The sequence below is a fragment of the Bacillus sp. KNSH39 genome, from assembly GCF_052656585.1.
In genome coordinates this window covers 2108030-2134440 of sequence record NZ_JBQXYO010000001.1, presented here as the reverse complement: position 1 = coordinate 2134440, position 26411 = coordinate 2108030, and the positions used below count along the sequence as shown (strand labels likewise).

At 37.5% G+C, this 26411-nt stretch carries 29 protein-coding genes; 22 read left to right on the top strand and 7 right to left on the bottom strand.

The features are described from left to right. The first annotated feature begins 287 nt into the window (after positions 1-287). On the top strand, positions 288-1238 hold the full coding sequence (gene entD, locus ACUL40_RS10775) for a cell wall-binding protein EntD (protein ID WP_000734640.1): 951 nt from the start codon (positions 288-290) through the stop codon (positions 1236-1238). A 62-nt stretch (positions 1239-1300) separates the two neighbouring features. Here entD and ACUL40_RS10770 read toward each other — a convergent pair whose 3' ends face one another. After that, positions 1301-1546, bottom strand: coding sequence for a hypothetical protein (locus ACUL40_RS10770; protein WP_445422637.1), 246 nt, complete (start codon positions 1544-1546; stop codon positions 1301-1303). Between the two features lie 180 nt (positions 1547-1726). On the opposite strand from ACUL40_RS10770, the gene miaA reads away from it, so the two are divergent. Together miaA and hfq are read left to right on the top strand one after the other, a co-directional pair. Continuing rightward, positions 1727-2680, top strand: a complete 954-nt coding sequence (miaA, locus tag ACUL40_RS10765) for a tRNA (adenosine(37)-N6)-dimethylallyltransferase MiaA (protein ID WP_000504929.1) — start codon at positions 1727-1729, stop codon at positions 2678-2680. Between the two features lie 21 nt (positions 2681-2701). Further along, positions 2702-2926 carry an RNA chaperone Hfq gene (gene hfq, locus ACUL40_RS10760; protein WP_000813896.1) on the top strand — a complete coding sequence of 75 codons (225 nt, stop codon included), beginning with the start codon at positions 2702-2704 and terminating at the stop codon, positions 2924-2926. An 81-nt stretch (positions 2927-3007) separates the two neighbouring features. On the opposite strand, the gene ACUL40_RS10755 is transcribed toward hfq, so the two are convergent. Both ACUL40_RS10755 and ACUL40_RS10750 read right to left on the bottom strand, forming a co-directional pair. Continuing rightward, a complete protein-coding gene (locus ACUL40_RS10755; RefSeq protein ID WP_445423147.1) occupies positions 3008-6634 on the bottom strand; it encodes a Gly-Xaa-Xaa repeat protein in 3627 nt (1208 codons plus the stop codon). Positions 6635-6747: 113 nt separating this feature from the next. Beyond that, complete coding sequence (locus ACUL40_RS10750) at positions 6748-7713, bottom strand: tyrosine-type recombinase/integrase (RefSeq protein WP_000450327.1); 966 nt, start codon at positions 7711-7713, stop codon at positions 6748-6750. A 113-nt stretch (positions 7714-7826) separates the two neighbouring features. Between ACUL40_RS10750 and spoVK the strand changes: the two genes are divergently transcribed. Beyond that, positions 7827-8783 (top strand): stage V sporulation protein K, encoded by a 957-nt coding sequence (gene spoVK / locus ACUL40_RS10745; protein ID WP_000438178.1) that lies wholly within the window; start codon positions 7827-7829, stop codon positions 8781-8783. 30 nt (positions 8784-8813) lie between these two features. Here spoVK and ACUL40_RS10740 read toward each other — a convergent pair whose 3' ends face one another. Together ACUL40_RS10740 and ACUL40_RS10735 are read right to left on the bottom strand one after the other, a co-directional pair. Continuing rightward, positions 8814-8951 (bottom strand): hypothetical protein, encoded by a 138-nt coding sequence (locus tag ACUL40_RS10740; RefSeq protein ID WP_000181500.1) that lies wholly within the window; start codon positions 8949-8951, stop codon positions 8814-8816. 99 nt (positions 8952-9050) lie between these two features. After that, the gene (locus ACUL40_RS10735; RefSeq protein ID WP_000312267.1) at positions 9051-9674 is read right to left on the bottom strand and encodes a trimeric intracellular cation channel family protein; all 624 of its coding nucleotides are present in this window, start codon (positions 9672-9674) and stop codon (positions 9051-9053) included. Positions 9675-9766: 92 nt separating this feature from the next. On the opposite strand from ACUL40_RS10735, the gene hflX reads away from it, so the two are divergent. The 4 genes from hflX to glnA all read left to right on the top strand — a co-directional run bounded on the left by hflX (position 9767) and on the right by glnA (position 14252). Then, on the top strand, positions 9767-11041 hold the full coding sequence (hflX, locus tag ACUL40_RS10730; RefSeq protein ID WP_000391393.1) for a GTPase HflX: 1275 nt from the start codon (positions 9767-9769) through the stop codon (positions 11039-11041). After that, complete coding sequence (locus ACUL40_RS10725; protein WP_233935186.1) at positions 11034-12305, top strand: methionine gamma-lyase family protein; 1272 nt, start codon at positions 11034-11036, stop codon at positions 12303-12305. Before hflX ends, ACUL40_RS10725 begins: the two co-directional genes overlap by 8 nt. Before the next feature lie 174 nt (positions 12306-12479). Further along, positions 12480-12869, top strand: coding sequence for a transcriptional repressor GlnR (gene glnR, locus ACUL40_RS10720; protein WP_000656783.1), 390 nt, complete (start codon positions 12480-12482; stop codon positions 12867-12869). A gap of 48 nt (positions 12870-12917) precedes the next feature. Next, positions 12918-14252 (top strand): type I glutamate--ammonia ligase, encoded by a 1335-nt coding sequence (glnA, locus tag ACUL40_RS10715; RefSeq protein ID WP_000092763.1) that lies wholly within the window; start codon positions 12918-12920, stop codon positions 14250-14252. 335 nt (positions 14253-14587) lie between these two features. Here the strand turns inward: glnA and ACUL40_RS10710 are convergent, their stop codons facing one another. Continuing rightward, positions 14588-15247, bottom strand: a complete 660-nt coding sequence (locus tag ACUL40_RS10710; protein ID WP_011110319.1) for a LexA family protein — start codon at positions 15245-15247, stop codon at positions 14588-14590. A gap of 202 nt (positions 15248-15449) precedes the next feature. Between ACUL40_RS10710 and ACUL40_RS10705 the strand changes: the two genes are divergently transcribed. From ACUL40_RS10705 to ACUL40_RS10640, 14 genes are all read left to right on the top strand, one after another. Next, a complete protein-coding gene (locus ACUL40_RS10705; protein WP_000283431.1) occupies positions 15450-15662 on the top strand; it encodes a hypothetical protein in 213 nt (70 codons plus the stop codon). A 202-nt stretch (positions 15663-15864) separates the two neighbouring features. Continuing rightward, the gene (locus ACUL40_RS10700; RefSeq protein ID WP_063220698.1) at positions 15865-16623 is read left to right on the top strand and encodes an ORF6C domain-containing protein; all 759 of its coding nucleotides are present in this window, start codon (positions 15865-15867) and stop codon (positions 16621-16623) included. Between the two features lie 11 nt (positions 16624-16634). Continuing rightward, a complete protein-coding gene (locus tag ACUL40_RS10695) occupies positions 16635-16829 on the top strand; it encodes a hypothetical protein (RefSeq protein WP_001189065.1) in 195 nt (64 codons plus the stop codon). Positions 16830-16981: 152 nt separating this feature from the next. After that, positions 16982-17854, top strand: coding sequence for a DnaD domain protein (locus ACUL40_RS10690; protein WP_000511420.1), 873 nt, complete (start codon positions 16982-16984; stop codon positions 17852-17854). A 118-nt stretch (positions 17855-17972) separates the two neighbouring features. Beyond that, on the top strand, positions 17973-18359 hold the full coding sequence (locus ACUL40_RS10685) for a DUF1492 domain-containing protein (RefSeq protein WP_000464425.1): 387 nt from the start codon (positions 17973-17975) through the stop codon (positions 18357-18359). Positions 18360-18597: 238 nt separating this feature from the next. Further along, on the top strand, positions 18598-19575 hold the full coding sequence (locus ACUL40_RS10680; protein WP_025921790.1) for a lysozyme family protein: 978 nt from the start codon (positions 18598-18600) through the stop codon (positions 19573-19575). A gap of 349 nt (positions 19576-19924) precedes the next feature. Then, positions 19925-20746 carry a M23 family metallopeptidase gene (locus ACUL40_RS10675; RefSeq protein ID WP_001051361.1) on the top strand — a complete coding sequence of 274 codons (822 nt, stop codon included), beginning with the start codon at positions 19925-19927 and terminating at the stop codon, positions 20744-20746. 381 nt (positions 20747-21127) lie between these two features. Next, on the top strand, positions 21128-21301 hold the full coding sequence (locus ACUL40_RS10670; RefSeq protein ID WP_229172586.1) for a hypothetical protein: 174 nt from the start codon (positions 21128-21130) through the stop codon (positions 21299-21301). A 77-nt stretch (positions 21302-21378) separates the two neighbouring features. After that, positions 21379-21615 (top strand): hemolysin XhlA family protein, encoded by a 237-nt coding sequence (locus ACUL40_RS10665; protein WP_000348875.1) that lies wholly within the window; start codon positions 21379-21381, stop codon positions 21613-21615. After that, a complete protein-coding gene (locus ACUL40_RS10660; RefSeq protein ID WP_445422985.1) occupies positions 21615-21854 on the top strand; it encodes a holin in 240 nt (79 codons plus the stop codon). Before ACUL40_RS10665 ends, ACUL40_RS10660 begins: the two co-directional genes overlap by 1 nt. After that, the gene (locus tag ACUL40_RS10655) at positions 21851-22906 is read left to right on the top strand and encodes an N-acetylmuramoyl-L-alanine amidase (RefSeq protein ID WP_016125131.1); all 1056 of its coding nucleotides are present in this window, start codon (positions 21851-21853) and stop codon (positions 22904-22906) included. The genes ACUL40_RS10660 and ACUL40_RS10655 overlap by 4 nt, the downstream gene beginning before the upstream one ends. 1038 nt (positions 22907-23944) lie before the next feature. After that, a complete protein-coding gene (locus ACUL40_RS10650; protein ID WP_001102628.1) occupies positions 23945-24268 on the top strand; it encodes a PadR family transcriptional regulator in 324 nt (107 codons plus the stop codon). Beyond that, a complete protein-coding gene (locus tag ACUL40_RS10645; protein WP_000031383.1) occupies positions 24261-24803 on the top strand; it encodes a DUF1700 domain-containing protein in 543 nt (180 codons plus the stop codon). Before ACUL40_RS10650 ends, ACUL40_RS10645 begins: the two co-directional genes overlap by 8 nt. Continuing rightward, positions 24804-25607, top strand: coding sequence for a DUF4097 family beta strand repeat-containing protein (locus ACUL40_RS10640; RefSeq protein WP_000976237.1), 804 nt, complete (start codon positions 24804-24806; stop codon positions 25605-25607). Positions 25608-25697: 90 nt separating this feature from the next. Here the strand turns inward: ACUL40_RS10640 and lexA are convergent, their stop codons facing one another. Then, positions 25698-26318, bottom strand: a complete 621-nt coding sequence (gene lexA, locus ACUL40_RS10635) for a transcriptional repressor LexA (protein ID WP_000413738.1) — start codon at positions 26316-26318, stop codon at positions 25698-25700. Positions 26319-26411 lie beyond the last annotated feature (93 nt).

The window sequence follows — 26411 nt, the reverse complement described above, 5'->3', positions numbered from 1 at the left end:
AATTGAATATTGATGTTTTTTGGTAAAAGATGTAACGAATTGTGAATTTTTTGTAACAAAAAAGTAACACTGTAATTTTTTCTGGGAAAAAGTTCTTGTGCTCGTATATGAAAAATATATGAAAACCACTGAAGATTGTATTAGAAATGCATTTTATTAATATGGAAATTTATGTTACAACTCGTTAATCGTATATTACGAATGCTTTGTAATTGTGTGATTTCTAAAAATTCTAAAAATCTGTTGCTATAATGAAAATACGAAAACAAAGCAAATGGAGGCTATTCATGAAAAAATTATTAGGTATAGCAACAGCAGCAGTTTTTGGTCTTGGGATTTTTGTGGGTTCTGCTAAAGCGGAAACAATTGTAACAACAGACGTATTAAATGTTAGAGAAAACCCAAATGTAGAGTCAAAGCTTGTAGGTAAAGTGTTCAGTGGGAATACACTAGATGTTATAAATACAGAAAATGGATGGACAAAAATTAAGTTGAACGGTAAGGAAGCGTTTGTAAGTGCCGATTTTACAAAGAGCACATATTATGTAACGGCGGGCGTATTAAATGTTCGTGCTGGAGCGAATACTGATTCTGAAATTTTAGGTAAACTTAATAAAAATGATGTGATTGAAACGACGAATCAAGTTCAAAATGAATGGTTACAATTCGACTACAATGGAAAAGTTGGATATGTTCACGTGCCATTTTTAACAGGAACAGCACCTGTAATCGAAAAGAAAGAGGTTGTAGCTCAAGAAGAAGCGCCAGCTAGAACAAATACGCCAGTTAAAAATAATACAGTAGTTAAGAATAAAGAGTCTGTTAAGAGTAATGATTCTATTAAGAATGTAGAATCAAGTAAACCTGTGGTAAAAGAAAAACCGGCTGCAAAACCAGTTGCAAAATCTACTGAAACAAGTGCGCCTACTGGTGGTCGTGAAATTACAGTAGAAGCGACGGCATATACAGCAGATCCGAGTGAGAATGGTTCGTATGGTGGTCGTGTATTAACTGCAATGGGGCATGATTTAACAGCAAATCCAAATATGAAAGTAATTGCTGTTGATCCGAAAGTAATTCCGCTTGGATCAAAAGTATGGGTAGAAGGATATGGAGAAGCGATTGCTGGAGACACCGGTGGTGCGATTAAAGGAAATCGTATTGATGTATTAGTCGGTTCAGATGGTAGTGCTAATAGCTGGGGGCGCAAATCTGTAAAAGTGAAAGTTATACAATAGGTTATCGATATTAATATAAAAAGCGGTTGCTTGAAACTATGTAAGCAGCCGCTTTTTATGGATTATTGAAATGGATAAATAGTTTTACCTGTAATAATTTTATATGCACTGCAAAATTGCGTTTGCATATATTCTGTATTTTTATTTTCTGGATATAATGTTGTTTCATGGAGAGTAGAATGAAAAGCCCGTAGTAAACAATTTAGGGCGAAGTATAATTCCTCTTGTGAACAATTTTGTTCTTTTGTAGAAGTGGCTAAAATGAGGTCTTTTGTCAAAGATGAAAAATTGATGGTGGATTGTTTCATAGTTAACTCATCCTCTCGAAACTATTTTTATCATGTATATGCAGAATTGGACAAACTATGTTCTTTTTTCTGTATAATTTCATGTACCGAAATGAAAGAACTTGCAATCATGCCGTTAAAATTGGTAAGATTGGGTATAATCAATAGATGGAGTATATTACATAAAGAGAGTTGAATGATATGGGAGAAGTGCAACGTGAAAAAGTTGCTGTCATCATTGGACCAACTGCTGTTGGAAAGACGAAGTTAAGTATCGATCTTGCCAAAGCGTTGAACGGTGAAATTATTAGTGGTGATTCCATGCAGATCTATCGAACGATGGATATTGGAACCGCAAAGGTAACAAAAGCAGAGATGGACGGAATTCCACATTATATGATCGATATAAAAAATCCGGAAGATTCATTTTCTGTCGCGGAATTTCAAGAACGTGTTCGCAAGCATATTCGAGAAATTACAGAACGTGGTAAATTACCAATTATAGTTGGTGGGACCGGTCTTTATATACAATCTGTTTTATTCGATTATCAGTTTACAGATGATGCTGGTGATGTGATATACCGAGAGCAAATGGAAAAGTTAGCTTTAGAACGCGGTGTGGAATATGTACATAAAAAATTGCAAGAAGTAGATCCAGAAAGTGCGGAGCGTATTCATGCAAATAATGTACGACGTGTCATTCGGGCGTTAGAAATTTTCCACACGACGGGTGAAAAAATGAGTGAACAAATTGAGAAACAAGAAAAAGAGTTACTCTATGATGTTTCATTAATTGGCTTGACAATGGATCGAGAAATGCTATACGATCGCATTAACTTACGAGTGGATTTGATGATGGAACAAGGCCTATTAGAGGAAGTAGAAGGGCTGTATAATAGAGGGATACGAGATTGTCAATCTATTCAAGCGATTGGATATAAAGAAATCTATGATTATTTTGAGAATCGAGCCTCTTTAGAAGATGCGGTGTCACAATTAAAGACGAATTCGCGTCGTTATGCAAAACGTCAATTAACGTGGTTCCGTAATAAAATGGATGTCACGTGGTTTGATGTTACAGACGGTGAAAAAACGTCAGAAATTTTACGATACATAGAAGGAAAGTTACAAGTAAAGTCGAATAATAGTAAGTAGAGAAAAAGAGGAGGATTCGACATGAAGCAATCAATCAATATTCAAGATCAGTTTTTAAATCAACTCCGTAAAGAAAATACGTTTGTTACGCTGTACTTATTAAATGGTTTCCAGCTTCGTGGACTAATTAAAGGATTTGATAATTTTACAGTCCTGCTGGAAACAGAAGGTAAGCAGCAGCTTATTTATAAACATGCAATCTCCACATTTGTACCACAAAAAAATGTTTCAATTGAATTAGAATAGTAATGAATTATTGTACATAACAAAAAAAGAGCGAGTTTCCTCGCTCTTTTTTTATTTGTCATAAACAATATATCATGAAATTTAAGCGATTCTAAATACAGTAAGGCGGATGTTAGTATTTCCTGTCGCAGGGATCGTAATCTCATTAAGAGTAGATTGAACAGAAATTCTTGCACCAGCTGCTAATGTTTCGATTGTAGTAAATGAAAGTGAGTCGCCTATTAAATTTGAAGAGAAATTATCAGTTGCGACTGCTCCATTAATTGAAATTCCTACTCCGAGTGGAGCGCATCCTGGCGCAGTTGTAGAAATGGATACGCTAATTACATAAATACCACCGTTAATAACAGTAACTGTATCTGTGCCGTTGAAGATAATATTGTTTACGTTAATTGCAGTACTAAAAATAAAGTTATTAAATTGCAGTACTGTTTGCTGAATATTGTTTGTTACAACAATTGTTGCTATAGGGAAGCTAGGTCCAGTAGGCCCAGTAGGTCCGGTAGGTCCACCAGAAGGTCCAGTAGGTCCAGTAACTCCTATACCAGTAGCGCCGGTAGCACCCGTTGGTCCTTGAATGCCTTGAGGTCCGGTAGCACCCGTGTTACCTTGAACGCCTTGAGGTCCAGTAGCGCCAGTGGCACCAGTAGCACCTGTGTTACCTTGAACACCTTGAGGTCCAGTGGCACCGGTAGCACCCGTGTTACCTTGAACGCCTTGAGGTCCAGTAGCGCCAGTGGCACCAGTAGCACCTGTGTTACCTTGAACACCTTGAGGTCCAGTGGCACCGGTAGCACCTGTGTTACCTTGAACACCTTGAGGTCCAGTGGCACCGGTAGCACCTGTGTTACCTTGAACACCTTGAGGTCCAGTGGCACCGGTAGCACCTGTGTTACCTTGAACACCTTGAGGTCCAGTGGCACCGGTAGCACCCGTTGGTCCTTGAATGCCTTGAGGTCCGGTAGCACCCGTGTTACCTTGAACGCCTTGAGGTCCAGTAGCGCCAGTGGCACCAGTAGCACCTGTGTTACCTTGAACACCTTGAGGTCCAGTGGCACCGGTAGCACCTGTGTTACCTTGAACACCTTGAGGTCCAGTGGCACCAGTAGCACCAGTAGCACCCGTGTTACCTTGAACGCCTTGAGGTCCGGTAGCGCCAGTAGCACCAGCAGGCCCTTGAGCACCTTGAGGTCCAGTGGCACCAGTAGCACCTGTGTTACCTTGAGCACCTTGAGGTCCAGTGGCACCAGTAGCACCTGTGTTACCTTGAACACCTTGAGGTCCAGTAGCGCCAGTGGCACCAGTAGCACCTGTGTTACCTTGAACACCTTGAGGTCCAGTGGCACCAGTAGCACCTGTGTTACCTTGAACGCCTTGAGGTCCAGTGGCACCAGTAGCACCTGTGTTACCTTGAGCACCTTGAGGTCCAGTAGCGCCAGTGGCACCAGTAGCACCTGTGTTACCTTGAACGCCTTGAGGTCCAGTGGCACCAGTAGCGCCAGTGGCACCAGTGGCACCAGTAGCACCAGCAGGCCCTTGAGCACCTTGAGGTCCAGTAGCGCCAGTGGCACCGGTAGCGCCGGTAGCACCTGTGTTACCTTGAACACCTTGAGGTCCAGTGGCACCAGTAGCACCTGTGTTACCTTGAGCACCTTGAGGTCCAGTGGCACCAGTAGCACCAGTAGCACCTGTGTTACCTTGAACACCTTGAGGTCCAGTAGCGCCAGTGGCACCAGTAGCACCTGTGTTACCTTGAACACCTTGAGGTCCAGTGGCACCAGTAGCACCAGTAGCACCTGTGTTACCTTGAACACCTTGAGGTCCAGTAGCGCCAGTGGCACCAGTAGCACCTGTGTTACCTTGAACACCTTGAGGTCCAGTGGCACCAGTAGCACCTGTGTTACCTTGAACGCCTTGAGGTCCAGTAGCACCAGTAGCACCTGTGTTACCTTGAACACCTTGAGGTCCAGTGGCACCAGTAGCACCAGTAGCACCAGTAGCACCTGTGTTACCTTGAACGCCTTGAGGTCCGGTAGCGCCAGTAGCACCAGCAGGCCCTTGAGCACCTTGAGCGCCAGTGGCACCAGTAGCACCTGTGTTACCTTGAACACCTTGAGGTCCAGTGGCACCGGTAGCACCTGTGTTACCTTGAACACCTTGAGGTCCAGTGGCACCAGTAGCACCTGTGTTACCTTGAACGCCTTGAGGTCCAGTAGCACCAGTAGCACCTGTGTTACCTTGAACACCTTGAGGTCCAGTGGCACCAGTAGCACCAGTAGCACCCGTAGCACCCGTGTTACCTTGAGGTCCAGTAGGTCCAGGAGGCCCGCCAGAAGGTCCGGTAGGTCCGGTAACTCCTATACCTGTAGCGCCGGTAGCGCCGGTAGCACCTGTGTTACCTTGAACACCTTGAGGTCCAGTAGCGCCGGTAGCACCAGCAGGTCCTTGAGCACCTGTATTGCCGGTAGCGCCCGTGTTACCTTGAACACCTTGAGGTCCAGTAGCACCAGTAGCACCAGTAGCACCAGCAGGTCCTTGAGCGCCTGTATTGCCGGTAGCGCCCGTGTTACCTTGAGGCCCCTGAGGTCCAGTAGCACCCGTAGCACCAGCAGGTCCTTGAGCGCCTGTATTGCCGGTAGCGCCCGTGTTACCTTGAGGCCCTTGAGGTCCAGTAGCACCCGTAGCACCAGCAGGTCCTTGAGCGCCTGTATTGCCGGTAGCACCTGTGTTACCTTGAGGCCCTTGAGGTCCAGTAGCACCCGTAGCACCAGTAGCACCGGCAGGTCCTTGAGCACCTGTATTGCCGGTAGCGCCAGTGTTACCTTGAGGTCCCTGAGGTCCAGTAGCGCCGGTAGCACCGGCAGGTCCTTGAGCACCTGTATTGCCGGTAGCGCCAGTGTTACCTTGAGGTCCCTGAGGTCCAGTAGCGCCGGTAGCACCAGCAGGTCCTTGAGCACCTGTATTGCCGGTAGCGCCAGTGTTACCTTGAGGTCCCTGAGGTCCAGTAGCGCCGGTAGCACCAGCAGGTCCTTGAGCACCTGTATTGCCGGTAGCGCCAGTGTTACCTTGAGGTCCCTGAGGTCCAGTAGCGCCGGTAGCACCAGCAGGTCCTTGAGCGCCTGTATTACCGGTAGCGCCTGTATTACCTTGAGGTCCTTGAGGTCCAGTGGCACCAGTGTTACCTCGAGGTCCAGTGGCACCAGTAGCGCCTGCTGGTCCAGTAGGTCCGGTAGGCCCTTGAATAAACGAAGCAGAATTAACTAGAGCAGTTTGTAATGCTGCTATTAATTTAAGGAGCTCTTGAAGTGTGCAAGGGTCAATTCGGAATAATTTTGTAATGTATAGTAAATAGTTAATGAGATTTTGAAGCTCAATAAATACAGCGCTTGCTACAAAGGTTGGATTTCTTAATATAGTTATTAAGTTTTTAATAATAGCTAACCCTTGTGCTTTCAGGGAGGAAGTAGCGTCTAGTGAACAAATAAATTTACTCAGTAGGTTCAATGTATCGATTAGATCTTCAATATTTTGGGGAGATGGATTTGCGAAAAGTTTTGGGATTATTTTTGTTAAATCAATAATAATCGCACGAAATGTTCTAAGTTGAGCTTTAGTAATTGGGATTGATGGAGTATTTGGGATTCGTCCGGCGCTACTTGGAAAGCATGGTTTGGAGAATTTGTTTTGATTGTCGTTATAACGAGACATTAAATCTCTCCTTTCTCACGAAAATGTGAACGAAACTCATCATAGTAGATGCAGAAATTAGTTAAATGGTCATAGTAAAATCGTTTGTTTAAAGAAAAAATAGAAAAAACGCCTTACAATAAGGCGTTTTTTCTATTTTCTGCGTATTGATAATATCGCTTTAATGAAATTTTTGATTTGAATCCAGCGAGTTTTATAATTTCTGATTCAGGAGTTTCTTTTTTTATTAAGTTTAAAATATAGGTGTTACGAAAATGTTGTCCTGAAATTCCTTTACGTAAATTGGCTCTAGCCACTTCGAGGCGAATCATTTTTTGTATAGCAATTTCCGTTAATGCCTTTGGTGCATCATTTTCATATACCCATCTGTATGTTCCACGGTTAAAATCGAATGCGACAAATAATGGATCATCACTATGGTATTTGGGACGAACTGGTTCCGGGATGCTTTTGTAATAATTATATAGTTGTTTTTTGTCTTCTTTTGCTAATGTAATTGTTCTTTCTACACCTGCGGTTGCTGGGATTGATAATGTGTTAGTTTCAAAGTGAACGTGATGCATTGTTAATGCTGTAAGTTCCTGTAAGGATAAACCGTAGTCAATCAATAGATTTAAAATAGCAATATTGCGATCCATTAATAAGGGGCGCACAGGAAGTTGTTTTTCTGAAAGTCCTTCTAATGAAGTGACTATATACTTTAACCTTTTTTCTTCATCAGGTGAAATGAAATCTTCGTTACGAAGTGTACGGTCTGGTTGAATAGATATCTCCATATTTTTCAATGGATTAGGAATGTTTAGAAAATGATACATTCTATTTAGTACAATAAATACACGATGCATCGTTTTTTCTGAGTAATGTCGATTCGTTTTTAAATCGGAAAAGTAATCTTCGTAGTCTTTTGTACAAAGTGTAGCCCATATATTACTGGAAGGGAGCTTTTTGTTTTTTTCTAACCAATGTCCGAAGTCTTCAACGTCATAAACATAACGTTTAATAGTTGAGGGTTTTCGGCCTTTATTCAATAAAAAAATAGAAAAGGCTTGTATTGTATCATGGAATTCCGTTGTCTCCATAGTCCCACCACCTTAATTATTTCTTATATTATAGCAAACTTTTCTGAAAATAGGCATTTACAAGGGGGACAGGAATAATAATATTTGGTGAGTGGATAAAATGAGGTGATTGTATGGAACAATCGATGCGAAAGAAGAACAATAATCAAATTAATATTGTGTTAAACCATCGAAAGAAAATTTCTTTGCCAGCCGCAGAAAATAAAACGGTAATTTCAAATGAAACTACAATTAAACATGAAATGCTGCAGAGAATTGAAGAAGAGATGGGGAAGCTTGTTGGGATGGATGATATAAAAAAGATAATAAAAGAAATATATGCTTGGATTTATGTGAATAAAAAAAGACAAGAGAAGGGATTGAAGTCAGAGAAGCAAGTACTTCATATGCTGTTTAAAGGGAATCCAGGTACAGGGAAGACAACAGTTGCTAGAATGATAGGAAAATTGCTGTTTGAGATGAATATTCTATCGAAAGGCCACTTGGTTGAAGCTGAACGTGCTGATCTTGTAGGAGAGTACATCGGCCATACAGCCCAAAAAACAAGAGACTTAATAAAAAAAGCAATGGGAGGTATTTTGTTTATTGATGAGGCGTATTCTTTAGCTCGAGGAGGAGAGAAGGATTTTGGAAAAGAAGCAATTGATACGCTTGTAAAACATATGGAAGATAAACAACATGGTTTTGTATTGATTTTAGCTGGATATTCAAGAGAGATGAATCACTTTCTTTCATTAAATCCAGGGCTGCAATCTCGTTTTCCATTTATTATTGAATTTGCGGATTACTCGGTAAATCAGTTGTTGGAAATTGGGAAAAGAATGTATGAAGAGCGTGAATATCAGTTATCGAAAGAGGCTGAATGGAAATTTAGGGATCATTTACATGCTGTAAAGTATTCGTCGCAAATTACATCGTTTAGTAATGGGCGGTATGTACGGAATATTGTTGAAAAATCAATTCGTACACAGGCGATGCGGTTGTTGCAAGAAGATGCCTATGATAAAAATGATTTAATTGGAATATCGAGTATGGATTTGATGCTCGAAGAGGAGACGCACAGTACATAAACTGTGCGTCGATTTTGTGTATAAGTTCGTTTACTCTTTTTTTGCTTTTTCTTGGTGTGCTTTATGGAAGTGTTCCATTTTAGCGCTCTTTTCGTGTGCTGAATTAGGATCGTGCCCGAATTGATTTACTGAGCTTTTTTGAGCTCCTTTATTAACGTGGTTTGTCATGTGTATTCACCTCACTTTAAAAATTAGTATAAACATTATATAAAGAAAAAATCGTTAGAAAAGAAAAACCTCTTTACGATATGTAAAGAGGTTAGATTGCTATTTATGCATTGAACGTTCTTTCGTTTCGATACGTCTGTGCGGTAAATGCCATTTGTAATGAATAGAAACCATGCGGAAGCAAACAATTAAAATGAATAAAATGTAAAGAGCCCAATCGCTAACAATAATTTGAGCGCCAATTAAGAAACCTGCTAAAATTGTCCAAAAGGCATATACTTCAGCTCGAAGAACGAGAGGTTTTCTGCGGGCTAAAAGATCGCGAATGATACCGCCGCCGATACCAGTTAAAACAGCTGCTACAATTGTGGCGCTAATTGGTAAATTTAATTTTTGGGCATATAATGCTCCTTGTACAGCAAATGCTGATAAGCCGATAGCGTCAGTGATATTTTCCCACTTTTTCCAATGTCTAATTAACTTATTTGGAAAAAGAAAAATAATAGTCATTGATAAAAGTGCGATTTGGAATAACATGTCTTGTTGCCAAAACGCGACAATCGGATAACCGATTAATAAATTACGAAGGGCACCTCCCCCAAATGCGGTTGCCATTCCTAAAATATACACCCCGAAAATATCATAATCCTCTTCCATTGCAACAATGGCTCCGCTTAGTGCGAAAGCGATTGTGCCTATGATGCTAAAAATCTCCCATGCCATGAATTTTCTCCCCCGCTAACTAGATGAAATGTGCTTCCTCTGCTATTATATTAGAAGGTTTAAATTTCGAAAAGGATGAGTGAACATATTTGATGGAAGAAAAAGAAAAAGTCATATTAGTAGGCTGTCAATTGCCACAAGATGATGATGAAAAATTTATGCATTCCATGAAAGAGCTTGCATCACTAGCGAAGACTGCACGAGCAGAATTGTTAGTGTCAACAACGCAAAAACGACCAAAGTTTCATCCGGCAACTTACATAGGTAAAGGGAAATTAGAAGAGCTTACAATGTTAACTGAAGAATTAGAGCCGGATGTTATTGTATTTAATAATGAATTAACGCCGAGTCAAATTCGGAATTTATCCTCAGTATTAGATGCGAGAGTAATTGATCGAACGCAACTAATACTGGATATTTTTGCGCAACGTGCGAAGTCGAGGGAAGGTAAGCTTCAAGTAGAATTAGCTCAGTTGCAATATACAATGCCGCGTCTTATGGGGCAAGGATTGTCCTTATCGCGTCTTGGTGGTGGTATTGGAACGAGAGGACCGGGTGAGACGAAATTAGAGACGGATCGTCGTCATATTCGATCCCGTATTGATGAAATAAAGAAACAACTTGCAGTTGTTGTGGAACATCGAAAAAGATATCGTGAGAGAAGAAAAGATAATAAAGTATTTCAAGTTTCGTTAATAGGGTATACAAATGCAGGGAAATCGACACTGTTTAATAGATTAACGGAAGCTGATACGTTTGAAGAAAACCTTCTGTTTGCAACATTAGACCCAACGACGAGGAAGATGCCGTTACCTTCTGGTTATACAGTATTACTAACCGATACTGTTGGTTTTATACAAGATTTACCCACTTCATTAATCGCTGCTTTTCGTTCGACACTGGAAGAAGCGGGGGAAGCAGATGTCATTTTACATGTAGTTGATTCTGCGGATCCTAACTACATAGGGCATGAAAAAACAGTAAAACGATTATTATCAGAACTTGAAATTAATCATATTCCTATTATTACGTTATATAATAAAAAAGATGAATTACATCAAAACTTTATTCCGTTTCCGAAAAGTGATTTCTTAATGACTAGTGCTTTTGAAGAAAGTGATGTATTGCGTATAAAAGAAGCGATAGAAATGAAAATGAAGAAAGAAATGGATCGTTATCGAGTAGAAATCCCTCCGAGTGAAGGTAAGTTATTAACGCTTTTAAAGACGGAAACGCTATTAGCAAAGATGGAGTTTCTGGAAGATAAATTTGTATATGATTGTGCAGGGTATATTTTTACTCATTCATCGCTTAATGTGCAATTAAAGAGATTTTTAGTGGAAGAAGGAGAAAATAAAAATGTTTGATCGTTTGAAAAATGGAGAAAAAATTGCTCCAATCGTAAAAGAAGTAGAGAGTCAGATTACAGAAGTACATAAACGTGCGGATGAAGTAATTGAAAGTAATCAGTTTCGTGTATTAGAAAGTTTTCGTAAACATAAAATTAGTGACTCGCATTTTATCCCGACGACAGGTTATGGTTATGATGATATTGGCCGTGATACGTTAGAAAAAGTGTATGCTGATGTGTTTGGAGCGGAAGCTGGACTTGTTCGTCCGCAAATTATTTCAGGTACTCACGCTATTTCTACAGCGTTATTCGGTATTTTACGTCCAGGAGATGAGTTATTGTACATCACTGGAAAACCGTATGATACGTTAGAGGAAATCGTTGGCGTGCGTGGGAAAGGTGTAGGTTCATTTAAAGAATATAATATTGGTTACAATGCAGTTCCGCTAACTGAAGGTGGGCTTGTTGATTTTAAAGCTGTTGCAGCAGCGATTCATAGTAATACGAAAATGATCGGTATTCAGCGTTCGAAAGGTTATGCTACTCGTCCATCGTTTACTATTTCTCAAATTAAAGAGATGATCGCGTTTGTTAAAGAAATTAAACCTGATGTTGTTGTGTTTGTAGATAACTGTTATGGTGAGTTTATTGAAGAGCAAGAGCCATGTCATGTTGGTGCAGATTTAATGGCGGGTTCGCTTATTAAAAACCCGGGCGGCGGAATTGTTAAAACTGGTGGTTATATTGTCGGGAAAGAACAGTATGTTGAAGCGTGTGCATATCGTTTAACGTCTCCGGGAATTGGTGCGGAAGCTGGAGCGTCTTTATACAGTCTGCAAGAAATGTATCAAGGGTTCTTCTTAGCGCCACATGTTGCAGGACAAGCGCTGAAAGGTGCAATTTTTACAGCTGCGTTTTTAGAAAAGTTAGGAATGAACACGTCACCAGCGTGGAATGCGCCAAGAACAGACTTAATTCAATCTGTTCAATTTGATGATAAAGACCGTATGATTGCCTTCTGCCAAGCGATTCAATATGCATCTCCAATTAATTCGCATTTTACTCCGTATGCAAACTATATGCCAGGTTATGAAGATGATGTAATTATGGCGGCGGGAACATTTATTCAAGGTGCAAGTATTGAATTGTCTGCTGATGGTCCGATTAGACCACCGTATGTTGCATATGTGCAAGGTGGATTAACGTATTCGCATGTTAAAATTGCGATTTGTTCTGCAATTGATGAATTGATTGAAAAGAATTTATTAACAATTTCTTAAAGGGGAGCTGTCGATATCGGCAGCTTTTTTCGTATAAAAGTAACGATTTATGCGATTAGAAAAAAGAATGAAAAAATTTATAAAAAAATCATGTAAGAAAAGCTAACATCTATTGACACTAAACATAACATGTTATAAAATGAGAAGCAGTTAAGGCGAAGGAGGAACTGAAAAATGAAAGAAGATAGACGTTCTGCCCCGCTGTTTCCAATTGGTATTGTTATGGATTTAACACAATTGTCTGCACGTCAAATTCGCTACTATGAAGAGCATAATCTTGTTTCTCCAACCCGTACAAAGGGGAATCGTAGATTGTTTTCATTTAACGATGTAGATAAGTTGTTAGAAATTAAAGATTTGTTAGATCAAGGCCTGAATATGGCTGGTATTAAACAAGTGTTACTAATGAAAGAAAATCAAACAGAAGCAGTGAAAGTAAAAGAAGAAACGAAAGAAATTTCAAAAACTGAGCTTCGCAAAATACTTCGAGATGAACTACAACATACAGGTAGATTCAATCGAACTTCATTGCGACAAGGTGACATTTCAAGATTTTTTCACTAAAGATAACTGATTCTGAAGGCGATTAGAGGGACTAAGGAGGAATTTATAATGTCTAGATACACAAAAGAAGATATTTTCCGTTTGGCGAAAGAAGAGAATGTAAAGTATATCCGTTTACAATTTACGGACCTTTTAGGGGTAATTAAAAACGTAGAGATTCCAGTGAGACAATTAACGAAAGCTCTTGATAACAAAATGATGTTTGATGGATCTTCGATTGAAGGTTTCGTACGTATTGAAGAGTCTGATATGTATTTATATCCTGATTTAGACACTTGGGTAATTTTCCCTTGGACAGCTGAAAAAGGTAAAGTAGCTCGACTAATCTGTGATATTTACAATGCAGATGGCACTCCATTTGATGGAGACCCACGTAACAACTTAAAACGTGTGTTAAAAGAAATGGAAGCTTTAGGATTTTCAGACTTCAATCTTGGACCAGAGCCAGAATTCTTCCTATTTAAGGTGGATGAAAAAGGAAATCCAACATTAGAACTAAACGATAACGGTGGATACTTCGACCTTGCGCCGATGGATCTAGGGGAAAACTGTCGTCGTGATATCGTTCTTGAACTTGAAGAAATGGGATTTGAAATTGAAGCATCTCACCATGAGGTTGCTCCAGGACAGCACGAAATTGACTTTAAATATGCAAATGCAATTCGCTCATGTGATGACATTCAAACATTCAAACTTGTTGTAAAAACAATTGCTCGTAAACATGGTTTACACGCAACGTTTATGCCAAAACCACTATACGGTGTGAACGGTTCAGGTATGCACTGTAACTTATCATTATTTAAAAATGGTGAGAACGTATTCTTTGATGCAAACGGTGACTTACAATTAAGTGATGATGCTCGTCACTTCATCGCAGGTATTTTAAAACATGCACCAGCATTTACAGCGATAGCAAACCCAACTGTAAACTCATACAAACGTCTAGTACCTGGATATGAAGCACCTTGTTACGTAGCATGGTCTGCACAAAACCGTAGCCCGTTAGTACGTATCCCTGCATCTCGTGGTATTAGTACACGCGTAGAAGTACGTAGTGTTGACCCAGCTGCAAACCCATATTTAGTAATGGCTACATTATTAGCTGCAGGTCTTGATGGAATTAAAAACAAATTAACTCCACCAGCAGCAGTAGATCGTAACATCTATGTAATGACAAAAGAAGAGCGCGAAGAAGCAGGTATCGTTGACTTACCAGCAACATTAGCGCAAGCATTAGTTACATTACAATCTAATGAAGTAGTATGCGGTGCACTAGGAGAACACTTACTTGAGCACTTCATCGAAGCGAAAGAGATTGAGTGGGATATTTTTAGAACACAAGTTCACCAATGGGAACGCGATCAATATATGTCTCTTTACTAAGAGGCTTGAACCCTTGATACAACTCGTATCAAGGGTTTTTTAATTCCCTATTATTACAATTTTATGTGGTTGCAAAATGAAAAACAGCCACATAAAAGCCAATAATTAATAACAAGTAGTGATATCATAGAAAAACATTATCAGATAAATGTAAGTTTTATATAATTTGTGAAATGAAAAAGCCTTGATACTACGGTATCAGGGCTTTTTTAGTGAAGTTATTGGATATGTTAACTACTAGATAATGGATTGTTTTTGGTTATTTTGAATCATGTTACTAAGAAAATCTTTTCAAAAGAATTGATTTTATCTTTTTTAATCACTTGTGCTAAAACTTAATAATTCTTTACTGCCTGTACAACGCGACCAATTATTTTTACATCTTCAGCTGAAAGGTCGTAAGTTTTTGGTTCGTGGATAGGGTCATTACTCAATGGTATTAAAGTAATGATGCTTCCGGATTTTGAAATCTTTTTCACGGTAGCATCATAACCATTGACTTTTACAACAGCAATTTGTCCGTTTTCAACATAAGGAGTTTCCTCTACTAAAACATAAGAACCATCAGGGAATTCGAGATTCATGCTAGTGCCTTTTACAGTAAGATAAAAATACTTTTTACGCTTGTTTAAAAATGTACTTAGCATGGGTAAATAGCCTTCGATATTTTCTTCAGCGAGTATGGGTGTACCGGCTGCTACAGAACCAATGATAGGAATGTAAATAATGTTTGATTGATCGTTTTGGATGGTTTCATAAATAGAAACTTCTTCTTTAACAGTATTGTCCTCTTGAGTTGCGAGTCTTTCTAAATCATCAGTAGTGATTCCTAATCCCTTACAAACTTTTATGACATTATCAACAGATGCTTTACCAATCCCTCTTGATAACATGGATTGCAGTGTTGTGGGGGGGAGACCTATTTTTTCGGCGAAGGCTCTTTTACTATAGCCAGCTTCTTTTATTAAGCGTGTTACAACCTCTGCTTTTTTCATTACTTTCACCATCTTTCTTATTAAAATGTATACGATATTGCGTATTTCTGTATATATCATAACCTAACTAAAATTGTTAGTAAATAGAAAAATATACGAAATTGAGTATTTAAATACGTTTTTTTGTTGACTAAATACGAAATTGAGTTTATATTTAAATGGAAATGAACGCAATATCGTACAAAAAACAGGTGGTGAGTAAATGTATCCGAATTTGCGTGCAGAGATGGCGAGAAAAAGAATTATGATTACACAAATTTCTTCGCATCTGAAACTTCGCCACGCAACAGTGAGCGACAAAATAAATGGTAAATTTCGTTTTTATTATGATGAAGCTTTTGAAATTAAGAAAACTTTTTTTCCAGAACATAGTTTGGAATATCTTTTTGAATTTGAAGAAAATGAAGCGAATTGAAATCGGAGGAAATTTACTTAAAATGTAACCCTATAATCGAATTATTGAATGATGATTTAATAAGAGGGTTCATATCAAAGTATTTAATTTAAATTCTGATAACTAGTTAATTTGTAAAAAGAAAGTAAAGAATTATGCGTAGTGCGAAATTATCTCAATGCAATAAAGATAGTCCAAAATTAGTAGTGAGGAGGAGATGAGGATGGGGCAATTAATTGACTCATCAGTACATAGTTCATTAGTATTTGAGGTTAATGGCAAAGTAGTAACGGATAGTTTGGTAATTGCGAAGATATTCAAAAAAAATCACTTCGACGTTTTGAAGGAAGTTCGAAAACAAATTGTATATGTAGGTGAAGAGTTTGGAGGAGAAAATTTTCACGAGTCCACTTATTTTAATTCAAAGAATAGGCGAATCCCTAAATATGATTTAACAGAAGAAGCATTCACGTTACTTGTTATGGGATATACCAGTAGAGAAGCGGTTGGAATGAAAATTAAATTTATGAAAGAGTTCAAACGAATGAAGCAATATATACAAAATCAACAAAATGTGCCAAAGGACCCAATGGGGGTTTTAAAGTTAACATTTGCTGCGTTAGAAGGACATACTCAGCAGATACAAGAGATAAAGTCTGAGGTGAAGGGTTTGCGAGAAAATACGCCGCTTTATGCTATCGAGTGTGAAGAGATAACAAGGGCTGTAAAAAGCTTAGGTGTTATGTTATTGGGAGGTAAAAATTCAAATTCTTATCAGGATATCGGCCTTAGAAGGAAGTTATATAGAGATATTTATAGTCAGTTACATCGGGAATTTGGTGTGAATAGTTATAAAGCTATTAAACGTAATCATTTGGATAGAGCAATACAAATGATTAATGAAGAATATTCAATTCCAACTGTTTTAAATGAAGAAATTACAGTTAAAAACTCACAAATAAATATGGCAGACATTCAGTAGGAGGAAAGAACATGCAAAGAAAGATTTTAGTAATTACTAGCAGTTTAGCAGGGTTACCAACTGTCAGTGAATTTAAAACAAAAGAAGATGCAAAAGAGCAGGTTAGAAAGCTTATTCAAAAAGGAATGAGTCAAAATGTGATTCGTATAACACAAGAAATTCCAATGAATATCGAAATTCAAGTGGATGTTGAACTTGAGGAATAAGAGAGGTTTAGAAGAAAATAGATATGGATAGCATGATTGTTTTGAATGAATGCATAAGAAAAGAATCCGTTGCAGCGGATTCTATAAGAAAAAATATCTCTAGATAAGTATAACATTGAATACCGTTTTTGAGAATTTATGAGGTGGCTAGTATGGGGATTATTCGAGTGAAAAAAGATAGTAATTATTCCGTTATAAATAATACTGGTTTAAAAGATGAAAGGTTGTCATGGAAAGCGAAAGGAATCTTAGCCTATGCGCTTACATTACCAGATGATTGGACTTTTCATATTAGTGAATTAGCTCGACATGCTAAGGATGGAGAAGATTCGCTCCGTACAGGTTTTAAGGAATTAAAAGAATTAGGTTATGTAAAACGTTATCCTGTTCGTGATGGGAATACGAAAAAAATTACAAGGTGGGATACGGAAATTTACGAAACGCCACAAAGGGACATGCCACAAATGGAAAACCAAGATGTGGTAAAGCCATATGAGGAAAATCAGAAACTACTAAATACTAATAGACTAAATACTAATAAACGAAATAATAATGATTATGATGATATGGATAAATTAGAATCTCGTGTATTCATCAATGAGAGGGTTAAAGTAAGTTGTAACTTTATTAAGGGGATGGGCATTCCGTTAAGTGAAATTGCAATTGCAGAGTTGGGGAGCTTTTGTAATTTGTTTAGTGGGGAGTTAATTCAGCATGCAATTAATAAAGCTGTTGATGAGAATGCGCCAAGATGGAACTACATTAAGGCTATATTGAGGAATTGGAAGGAGCAAGAAGTTAAAACATTAGTTGATGTGGCTATACTAGATAGACGTTTCGAAATGAGCAAGAAAAAGAAATATAACGGGACAGGTAGGAAGTATTCAAATAGAAAAGAGATTGTACCCGATTGGTTATATAAAGATGATGAATCAACAAATCTAGAAGAGGAAAGAAAAACCGTGCAGTCTACTGATGAAGAGCGTGAGAGATTACAAGAAGTGTTAAATAAATATAGGTCATAAGAAAAAATGCTAGATGATTTACAAGCAATAAAGATTGAAAAGGCTAATAAGCATATTCATGCTATTAAATTAGTATTAAGAGACTTTGTAAAAAGAACGGAAGTGGGTGAATCAGTAAGTGTTCGAATGGCTCAAAGATTATAAGAAGTTAGAAGAAGAAATTGCTTATTTAGAATACAACTTAGATAAATCAAAAGCCGAATTGAAGCGTTGGATTAGCGGTGATTTGCAAAATGTACGATTAACCGCTGAATCGGAAGGGGCTAAGGTAGAAGGGCGGATTGAAGCAATTGAATATGAATTAGCTCATAAAATGAATGAGGAGTATGATTTAAAGCTTTTGATTAATAAGTTTACAGGACTGGATCATCAAATACTTAAAATGAAATATGTTGATGGAATGACTTTAGAGCAAATTGCGTTTGAATTACATTATAGTACAGGCTATATACGCCGAAAACATGCTGAAATAAGGAAGATTGTCAAGTTTTTAGATGGATTTTAGTGTTACCTTTTTGTAGGATACATGCAGTGTACAGAAAGTATTGAAAAAGTGATTTATAGTAGTAATATAAGATTTCGACGAAAGGGCAACTATTTTTATGGTTGCTCTTTTTGATGTGAAAGAAGGTGAGTAATATGAAGTGATTTGATGGATTAATAGGTCTTTAGCTTCTAGTTATATTTAGTAAAATAGTAGTTTTACAGGCGAAAATAATAGAAAAATAAGGAGATGTTTAATGATGAGTTTATTAGCTGCTTCAGTCAAAACAAAGAATTTGCCACAACAGGTGTTACGTTGGCAATCAATGGTAGAAAGCGAATGTTCTGCACAAGGTGTACCTGAGTTAGTTCCTTACGTGCTTGGAATTATTATGGTGGAAAGTGGAGGGAATTCTGAAACGACACCTGATATTATGCAATCCAGTGAATCGCAAGGGTGGGCAATGAATACAATTAAAAACCCGAAAGATTCAATTTATTACGGAGTGAAGCATTTAAAGGGTGCTTTTGATGATGCGAAGAAAAATGGAATTACAGATTTAAGTGCCATTGTTCAATCATATAATTTTGGACGAGCTTACCTTCGCTGGTTAGCATCTAACAATAAACAGCATTCATTACCGGTGGCAGATCTGTATTCTAAAACGGTTGTTGCGCCATCACTTGGAAATACGACCGGTGCTATGGTGAAATATAGTAACCCTATCGCTGTTGCCTACAATGGTGGTTATCGATATAAAAACGGGGGGAATTTCTTCTACTCTGAAATTGTTAAACAATATGTAGATTTTGATGGAGGAACTGGTGGCGGTGTGCCGCAACCAGAGGGTATTGGATTTGCCAAATCAAAGTATCCAGAGGGATTTGGTGTTAACTATCATGATAAACCACATGGCTCTTTTCAAGGACGTTTTACAACAGCAGCGGAAGTATTATATTGGGGTGCCTACTGGGGAGCAGATGGTGATGTTTGGTTAGATTTAGGTAGAAGTCGTTGGGTAAAGGCTGAACATTATAATTACTGGCCTTTCAAAGCAGTATCAAAGTATCCAGAAGGATGGGGAGTAAATTATTACGATGGTATTGATGGTCCATATAAAGGTAGAATTTCTTCAAAAGCGCCTGTCATGATTTATGCTCGTAAAGAAGGATGGATTGATGTTGGTAGAAATAGTTGGGCGCCAGAAGAACATTTTGATATTTTAGATATTCGATAAAAGGGTAGTAAAATTAGTTGAACAATGATTCATTGCTTATTCAAAATATCCAGTAGTTTATGGCATTAACACATATGATGGTCCTAATAGGAATTATACAGGTAATGTAGATGGATTTGTTCCATATAGGGTTTATGCACGACAAGATGGTTGATTTGATATTGGAAATGGTGCGTGGTTAAAAGAAGAACATTTTGATGTTAGGTAACGGCGGAGAGCTTTTCATTCTGTTCATCTTTAGATTTGAAAAACTATAATATATTAGAAAAATAATAAATATAGACAGTGAACGAAGGTGCTCATTTAAGTACCTTTTTTATATTTTGTAAAAATAGAAAGGAAGATTAATATGGCAAAATTTATTTATCCAACGGATACAACAAGAGTAACAAGTGGTTTTAGGGGTGACAGACCAGATCACCATGGGGTAGACCTTGCTGAATCGGGTTATCATCCGATTTATGCAGCGGCTAGCGGACAAGTTAGTCGTTCTTATCTTTCATCCAGTTATGGTGAATGTATTATGATTGTGCATACTATTGATGGAGTTACATGGGAAACTGTATACGCTCATATGCGTAGTGGTTCTCGAACGGTTAAAGAAGGCGATTACGTTATACAGGGACAAACAATTGGAGTAATGGGAGAAACGGGGCAGGCCAGTGGCCAACACTTACATTTTGAATTGCATAAAGGACGCTGGAATGTTAGTAAGAGTGATGCTGTGAACCCGTTAGACTACTTGGGCAAAGGTGGCGGAAACGGTGTGCCGCAACCAGAGGGTATTGGATTTGCCAAATCAAAGTATCCAGAAGGGTTTGGTGTTAACTATCATGATAAACCACACGGCTCTTTTCAAGGACGTTTTACAACAGCAGCGGAAGTATTATATTGGGGTGCCTACTGGGGAGCAGATGGTGATGTTTGGTTAGATTTAGGTAGAAGTCGTTGGGTAAAGGCTGAACATTATAATTACTGGCCTTTTAAAGCAGTATCAAAGTATCCAGAAGGATGGGGAGTAAATTATTACGATGGTATTGATGGTCCATATAAAGGTAGAATTTCTTCAAAAGCGCCTGTCATGATTTATGCTCGTAAAGAAGGATGGATTGATGTTGGTAGAAATAGTTGGGCACCTGAAGAACATTTTGATATTTTAGACATTCGATGAAAGGTTTAGAGTCACTCATATGAGTGGCTCTTTATTTTGGAATCTGGGCATGACAGAGGAAGAAAAATGGCGGTGTGTACTGAACTAAGTTGTTTTCGTGTCTCGATTCGAGAATGAAAGGAGTAGTTTAGTGACTAATTTGTTTAAAGGCTGCTGCATAAACGCTGTGACTATTCTATGTAAAGATATTACAAAGCACTTAGTCAAGTTACCAAAGAAAAAATGATTCGAAATTTTAGAGGAGCAAATTATATCTAGCTTTGCCAAGAGTGAAAAGTACTAAAAAAGTATGGGGCAATACCATGAAATTACAAGGAATCTTAGAGAGGTTCTACAATCATAATCACTGTGAAAAATACAAAAGGTGAAATAGATAAAACAGTGACTAAAATGCAACAGACAAATGAAGAGTTTAACAAATCCATAGAAATATTAACGAAAAAAAGTGAAATCACAAACGAATTAAACACAGTAAAAATTCCTGCAAAAGTTGATGGTGCGGGCTCTATTGAGGGACATATAGATGAGACAGATAAAAAAGAAGGAACTCAATAATGAAACGCAAAGCCAAGCATATGTAATATAGGATTTTTAATTTTAAATTAAATAAGAAGTGGGAAAGAGGTGGAAATATGGATGGTTTACAAGAGGTGCAAAGTAATGTTCAGGAAATAAGGCAAGATATTAAGGATATACGATTAGAGATTAGAAGTTTAGAAATGCGGACGACAGGTAATGAAAAAGATATTATTAATATCAATAAGCAATTAGATAAAATCAGTGCTAATACAACTTGGATCTTACGCCTTATTATCGGTGGAATAATTGGAGTTGCTCTTACCTTCTTTTTGAAAGGGGGAGGTATGTAATGATTGAAATTACGGCAATGATTGGGGTTGTTGTAGGAATTTCACAAATTGCAAAAACAACTGGAATGCAAACAAAATATATCCCAGTATTTAATTTGACGCTTGGCATTACGTTAGGCGTTTTATTTTTGTCTCAAGATACCAAAATGAATATATTTCAAGGAATAATTATCGGATTATCAGCAAGTGGAGTATTTGATCATACGAAAATTATGAAAAAGGATGACAATAAGCAATGAAAAAGAAATGCAAATATATTTTATCCATAGTTGTTACTATGATTTTAATAGTAACAATTGAAACCAATGCATTTGCTGATAGAACGCTACTTATTCCTGAATTGCCTAAGCAACCTTTCCGTTATGGTGTTGGTGCTTTTGAAGGTGTTGTGGCACATTCTACAGCTACCCCTGAGGCGCCAGCAATTAATATTCAAAAATATGAGTCTCGTACATGGCGTTCGGCATTTGTTCATTATGCAGTTGATTGGGAAGAAAAGATTCAAATAGCATCTATTAAATATCGTGCATGGGGGGCAGGTCCAGCAGCAAATACTAGATTTGTTCATGTTGAATTGTGTGAGACAAGTGATTCATCCAAATTCAAACGTTCTTATGAGCGATATGTAAAGTTAATTGGAGAAATCTTGCGAGAACGAAATATTCATCCTTCTAAGGGCCTATGGACACATAAGGATGTTACCTATAAATTAGGTGGAACAGATCATGAGGACCCTCTTGATTATCTTCGTAGTCATGGTGTATCTGAGGCTAAATTTCGAGCGGATGTGTTAAATGTCTATAACAGTGATTCAGTTGCGGTTGATGCTAAACCACAAGAGTCAAATGATTTACCTAGCATAGTGGAGGCGAATGGTGTTGTAAATATTGAGGGATACAATGTAAACTTGCGTTCTGGACCATCAACTAAGAACAAAGTCATTCGTAAACTACAAAAGGGTGAGACATATAAAGTAGGTAAGAAGGTAGGAGATTGGTTAGATATTGGAAGTAATCAGTGGATTTATTATGATTCCTCATATATCCGTTACAAGGGGATGGATGCTTCTACATTAGTTGGTAAAAAGGTTATTTCCAAAGTGGACAATCTACGATTCTATGAATCCCTATCTTGGCAGGATAAAGATGTTGCTGGTACTGTAAATATAGGATTAGGATTCACTATTGATGCTAAAGTAAGTGTAAATGGATCTCCACAATATAAAGTACACAACAGCAAAGGGAAAACATACTATTTAACAGCAAATGAAATTTATATATATGTGAAATAAAAAAAGACCGCCTGTAATAGGTGGTCTTTTTTTATTTATTATATTCGTAATTTCTATGAGTTCTAAATCAATTGATTTTTCTATTTTCAAAGTTCAATCAATTTGTCTATGTACCAATGAGTTTGTACTCCTATATATCGATTCTATTTTGAGGATGGTCTAATATTATTTATTTCTATTTAATATAGACTGAAGAGACTGTTCTACCTTACACATTTCACCTAATATAGGATTATCATAATAACTACAAGAGTCGAGATGTGCTCAAACGCTATCAAAAATCTTGAAATCTAGTCTGGATAGTAAAGAAAGTTCTTTAGTTTCTAATATAACGACAGCTGCTTTGTAATGTTTATTTATATCATCAATCATTCTTTCCAAGATGTTAATAATATTATTTATTTGTTTTTTAATTCAGTAATATTTTTAGCATGCATTAGTATTTAAATACCTCTATTTTAAGTGTTTATTTGGTGCTTTTTGTATATCGATAATCCATTTTAAAGGCCAATTTTGTAGAAGTAAAACTGGATCCACCACCTTTAAACTTGCTCCCACTTATTTTGGATTTTTAGCGCAATTTAAAACTTGTTAAATTCAGAGGATATATTCCATACATAAGTTCACCGATGGGAACGCGGTCGGTATATGTCCCTATACGAAAAGAAAAGCTTTGATACTATGGTATCCGGACTTTTCTTTTCGCGGGCAAAAGAGGCGCTTGTGAAATGTCTGAAAAAATCAAAGAGATTATTTGAGGTGGTACCGTATATTTTTAATTTAATGTAAAAGGTTTAATCATTTTGCAGTTCAGGAAGAGGTGGTTGAACAAGTGTTTAATATGCGTGGTAGCTGTGAACATATATAGAATAATTGTATTGTATGTTTTGCTCGACGTTTGATGTTGTGAGTGTGAATAGTGCTAAATATAAAAATGAAAAATACAGTACCTTGCAATAAACAATACTAAGTGGTATATTATGGATAAAACAGGTACCGTGTATTGAACAGTACTAGGATAGGAAAGGAGGATGGCACTTGAACGTTCAGTTTAAAAAAGGTGTGCTTGAACTTTGTGTATTAGCACTTGTAAAACGTAAAGATAGTTACGGTTATGAACTTGTTCAGCAAATTTCTAATAAATTTTTAATATCGGAAGGGTCAGTATACCCTTTATTACGTCGTTTGACGAAAGAAGGGTATTTTCAAACGTATTTAAAGGAATCTACGGAAGGGCCACCTCGTAAATATTATCAATTAACAGAGCAAGGGGAGACGCAATTTCATTTGTTAGTAACAGAATGGCGTGATTTTGCGAAAGGGGTACAAGAAATTATTGAAGGGGTGGAATGGGATGAGTAAAGAAGGGTTTCTTAAAGAATTATCAAGTTATCTTAGAAAGTTACCAGAGGAAGAGAGGCAAGATATTTTATTGGATTATGAAGAGCACTTTCAGTTTGGACTAGAAGAGGGGAAAACTGAATCGGAAATAATACAGGGCCTTGGTTCTCCGAAAGTAATCGCGAAAGAATTACTTGCGATGTATCGCTTCGATGAAATGAAAAAAAATCCATCGACTTCAAATGTGACAAGAGCTGTTATGGCAGCGATTGGACTTAGTTTGTTTAATTTTATTATTGTGTTAGGCCCGTTAGTCGCAATTATTGCTTTTATATTTTCTTTTTGGATCGGTGGTATTGCTAGTGTAGTAACACCATTTTTCGTTATTGGAAAAGTATTTATGGGTACTTTTATATGGTTGGATCTTTTCGTTAGTATAACGTTTGTTGGGGTAGGTTTATTGTTATGTATTATCGCTTTTTATAGTACAAAGTGGTTCAAGAGATTGTGTGTACGATATGTAATATGGAACTTCAAAATGATAAAAGGAGAGTAAATGATGAAAAAACTATTTTTAATCGCTATCGCTTGTATCATTATTGGAGTAATAGGAATTTCCCAAACATATGAAAAAGCAGTACAAACTGCTGAAAAAGGCGATAAAGAAAATGTAATTAAAAACGAAACATTAAAAAATATAGAAGTTAAGTTAGATGCCGGGGATATTATTGTCCAAAAATCTCCTGACTCTTCTTTTTATGTAAAGCAATCGGGAGATGTACGTAAACAAGAGATTCGTATCGCAGAAGATGGTGACACATTAAAAATTATTGGGGAAAGAGAAAAAGGTGCTTCATTTGATTTTTCTTTTTACGATTTTAGGTTTCAAACGTCTAAATTGACTCTCCTTGTGCCCGAACGCTCTTACCAAGATGTAAAAGTAAATTCATCTGCTGGACAAATCGAAATGAGTGATGTGAAAAGTGATAGCGTAAGTGTTAGAACACTTGCTGGAGAAGTAGAGTTGAAACAAGTAACGGCTAAGAATGTGGAGGGATCGACAAAAGCTGGTGAGGTGAACTTTAAGAAGGTATTAGGGAAAGTGACCGCAAAAACAACAAGTGGGGAAATAAATATTCAAGATCATGATTCTAAGTATAATCTAGAAGCCAGTTCAACTGCGGGAGATATAGATATTACTTTATCGGAAAAACCACAAGATGCGGTAATTACTGGGCAAAGTGCTGCTGGAGATGTAACAATTTTTAATGAAGAAAATAAAAATGTAACAATTGGAAATGGCAGTAAAAAGATTAGCGGTAAAACGGCTGCGGGAGATGTGACGATTGAAACTCGTTAATAAGAAATAGAATGCATGGAAATCTATCAAAATACAAAAAGAAGATAATTACCTTATTTATATACGGTAATTATCTTCTTTTTGTTATTTTTAATGTAAATCACGATATACGCCAATTACTTTCCCGATAACTGACACTTGTTTTAAAATGATAGGTTCTAATGAAGAGTTTTCTGGTTGTAGACGGAAATGGTCTTTTTCTTTATAGAAACGTTTAACTGTTGCTTCGTTATCCTCTGTTAAAGCGACTACAATTTCACCATTATATGCAGACTGCTGTTGGCGAACAACAACTAAATCTCCATCGAAAATACCAGCTTCAATCATACTATCTCCAGAAATACGTAACATGAACACTTGGTCTGCTCCAGCAACAATACTAGCTGGAAGTGGGAAATGTTCTTCTACGCTTTCGACCGCTGTAATTGGTAACCCAGCAGTGACTTTTCCGACAATTGGAACTTGAATAACAGATTGTGTTTCCGTATCCATTCGGTCTTCACCTAAAATTTCAATGGCACGTGGTTTTGTTGGATCGCGTCGAATGTATCCTTTTTCTTCTAATCGTGATAAATGTCCGTGCACTGTAGAACTAGAAGCGAGGCCGACTGCTTGACCAATTTCACGTACGGAAGGTGGATATCCTTTTTCTTGTACTTTTAGCTTAATAAAGTCGAGAATGTCTTGCTGGCGTTTCGTTAACTTTTCCATGTTTTCTAACACCTCGTTTTCTTTCATTTTTCTTATTAATAAGTATAACATGTGAAAAAACATTCTACAAACATAAGTTCGAACAAATGGCGG

What these genes read in the sequence shown, in the direction of transcription:
- entD (WP_000734640.1), top strand. Translation starts at nt 288, where the DNA reads ATGAAAAAATTATTAGGTATAGCAACAGCAGCAGTTTTTGGTCTTGGG.
- ACUL40_RS10770 (WP_445422637.1), bottom strand. Translation starts at nt 1,546, where the DNA reads ATGAAACAATCCACCATCAATTTTTCATCTTTGACAAAAGACCTCATT.
- miaA (WP_000504929.1), top strand. Translation starts at nt 1,727, where the DNA reads ATGGGAGAAGTGCAACGTGAAAAAGTTGCTGTCATCATTGGACCAACT.
- hfq (WP_000813896.1), top strand. Translation starts at nt 2,702, where the DNA reads ATGAAGCAATCAATCAATATTCAAGATCAGTTTTTAAATCAACTCCGT.
- ACUL40_RS10755 (WP_445423147.1), bottom strand. Translation starts at nt 6,634, where the DNA reads ATGTCTCGTTATAACGACAATCAAAACAAATTCTCCAAACCATGCTTT.
- ACUL40_RS10750 (WP_000450327.1), bottom strand. Translation starts at nt 7,713, where the DNA reads ATGGAGACAACGGAATTCCATGATACAATACAAGCCTTTTCTATTTTT.
- spoVK (WP_000438178.1), top strand. Translation starts at nt 7,827, where the DNA reads ATGGAACAATCGATGCGAAAGAAGAACAATAATCAAATTAATATTGTG.
- ACUL40_RS10740 (WP_000181500.1), bottom strand. Translation starts at nt 8,951, where the DNA reads ATGACAAACCACGTTAATAAAGGAGCTCAAAAAAGCTCAGTAAATCAA.
- ACUL40_RS10735 (WP_000312267.1), bottom strand. Translation starts at nt 9,674, where the DNA reads ATGGCATGGGAGATTTTTAGCATCATAGGCACAATCGCTTTCGCACTA.
- hflX (WP_000391393.1), top strand. Translation starts at nt 9,767, where the DNA reads ATGGAAGAAAAAGAAAAAGTCATATTAGTAGGCTGTCAATTGCCACAA.
- ACUL40_RS10725 (WP_233935186.1), top strand. Translation starts at nt 11,034, where the DNA reads ATGTTTGATCGTTTGAAAAATGGAGAAAAAATTGCTCCAATCGTAAAA.
- glnR (WP_000656783.1), top strand. Translation starts at nt 12,480, where the DNA reads ATGAAAGAAGATAGACGTTCTGCCCCGCTGTTTCCAATTGGTATTGTT.
- glnA (WP_000092763.1), top strand. Translation starts at nt 12,918, where the DNA reads ATGTCTAGATACACAAAAGAAGATATTTTCCGTTTGGCGAAAGAAGAG.
- ACUL40_RS10710 (WP_011110319.1), bottom strand. Translation starts at nt 15,247, where the DNA reads ATGAAAAAAGCAGAGGTTGTAACACGCTTAATAAAAGAAGCTGGCTAT.
- ACUL40_RS10705 (WP_000283431.1), top strand. Translation starts at nt 15,450, where the DNA reads ATGTATCCGAATTTGCGTGCAGAGATGGCGAGAAAAAGAATTATGATT.
- ACUL40_RS10700 (WP_063220698.1), top strand. Translation starts at nt 15,865, where the DNA reads ATGGGGCAATTAATTGACTCATCAGTACATAGTTCATTAGTATTTGAG.
- ACUL40_RS10695 (WP_001189065.1), top strand. Translation starts at nt 16,635, where the DNA reads ATGCAAAGAAAGATTTTAGTAATTACTAGCAGTTTAGCAGGGTTACCA.
- ACUL40_RS10690 (WP_000511420.1), top strand. Translation starts at nt 16,982, where the DNA reads ATGGGGATTATTCGAGTGAAAAAAGATAGTAATTATTCCGTTATAAAT.
- ACUL40_RS10680 (WP_025921790.1), top strand. Translation starts at nt 18,598, where the DNA reads ATGAGTTTATTAGCTGCTTCAGTCAAAACAAAGAATTTGCCACAACAG.
- ACUL40_RS10675 (WP_001051361.1), top strand. Translation starts at nt 19,925, where the DNA reads ATGGCAAAATTTATTTATCCAACGGATACAACAAGAGTAACAAGTGGT.
- ACUL40_RS10665 (WP_000348875.1), top strand. Translation starts at nt 21,379, where the DNA reads ATGGATGGTTTACAAGAGGTGCAAAGTAATGTTCAGGAAATAAGGCAA.
- ACUL40_RS10660 (WP_445422985.1), top strand. Translation starts at nt 21,615, where the DNA reads ATGATTGAAATTACGGCAATGATTGGGGTTGTTGTAGGAATTTCACAA.
- ACUL40_RS10655 (WP_016125131.1), top strand. Translation starts at nt 21,851, where the DNA reads ATGAAAAAGAAATGCAAATATATTTTATCCATAGTTGTTACTATGATT.
- ACUL40_RS10645 (WP_000031383.1), top strand. Translation starts at nt 24,261, where the DNA reads ATGAGTAAAGAAGGGTTTCTTAAAGAATTATCAAGTTATCTTAGAAAG.
- ACUL40_RS10640 (WP_000976237.1), top strand. Translation starts at nt 24,804, where the DNA reads ATGATGAAAAAACTATTTTTAATCGCTATCGCTTGTATCATTATTGGA.
- lexA (WP_000413738.1), bottom strand. Translation starts at nt 26,318, where the DNA reads ATGGAAAAGTTAACGAAACGCCAGCAAGACATTCTCGACTTTATTAAG.